This is a genomic window from Cryobacterium sp. TMT4-10, assembly GCF_004403275.1.
Lineage (GTDB): Bacteria > Actinomycetota > Actinomycetes > Actinomycetales > Microbacteriaceae > Cryobacterium > Cryobacterium shii.
Window position 1 is genome coordinate 1 of record NZ_SOGU01000095.1, and the last position, 1130, is coordinate 1130.

Consider the following 1130-nt stretch of genomic DNA (forward strand, 5'->3'; position numbering starts at 1 on the left):
CGCGCGATGTGGCCCTTGTTCACGTACCGGGTCAGTCCGACCAGTGCGCCGCGGGCATCCGCACGCCAGTACGGCGCGAACAGGCCGGAGAAGGCGGGAACGAAGTAGGCGCCGCCGTTGTCCTCGACGGACAGGGCGAGGGCTTCGATCTCCTCGGCCGTGCGGATGATGCCGAGGTTGTCCCGCAGCCACTGCACGAGCGAACCGGTGACGGCGATCGAGCCTTCCAGTGCGTAGTGCGGTTCGGCGTCGCCGAGCTTGTAGCCGAGGGTGGTGAGCAGGCCGTTTTTGGAGTGGATGATCTCGGTGCCGGTGTTGAAGATCAGGAAGTTGCCGGTGCCGTAGGTGTTCTTCGCCTCGCCCTGGTCGAAGGCGGCCTGGCCGAAGGTCGCGGCCTGCTGGTCGCCCAGGATGCCGGATATCGGGGTTTCGCGCAGGAGGCTGTGGCCGCTGGCGATCCCGTAGACCTCGGAGGAGGAGCGGATCTCGGGCAGCATCGACTTCGGCACGTCGAACGCGGCGAGGATGTCGTCGTCCCACTGCAGCGTCTCGAGGTCCATGAACATGGTGCGGCTGGCGTTGGTGACGTCGGTCGCGTGCACGCCGTCCTCGAGCCCGCCGGTGAGGTTCCAGAGCACCCAGGTGTCGGTGGTGCCGAACATGAGGTCGCCGGCCTCGGCCTTCGCCCGGGCCCCCTCGACGTTTTCGAGGATCCAGACGATCTTCGTGCCGGAAAAGTAGGTGGCCAGGGGCAGGCCGACCTGGGCCTTGAACCGCTCGACGCCGCCGTCGGCGGCGAGCCGGTCGACGATCGGCTGGGTGCGGGTGTCCTGCCAGACGATGGCGTTGTAGACGGGGATGCCGGTGTGGCGGTCCCAGACCACGGCGGTCTCGCGCTGGTTCGTGATACCGACGGCGGCGATGTCGTGCCGGGTCAGGTTGGCCTTGGCCAGCGCCGAACCGATGACCTCCCGGGTGTTGTTCCAGATCTCCATCGGGTCGTGCTCGACCCAACCCGCCCGGGGGAAGATCTGCTCGTGCTCGAGCTGACCGGCGGAAATGATCGTCCCGGCCTTGTCGAAGATGATCGCGCGGGTACTGGTGGTGCCCTGGTCGATTGCGATGACGTG

1 protein-coding gene is annotated in these 1130 nt (G+C 67.3%); it reads right to left on the reverse strand.

Annotated features, from left to right (window positions below; translation table 11 throughout):
- Positions 1-1130, reverse strand: a 1130-nt coding sequence (locus tag E3T42_RS14560; protein ID WP_134403228.1) for a glycerol kinase GlpK, incomplete at both ends; no start/stop codon positions are given.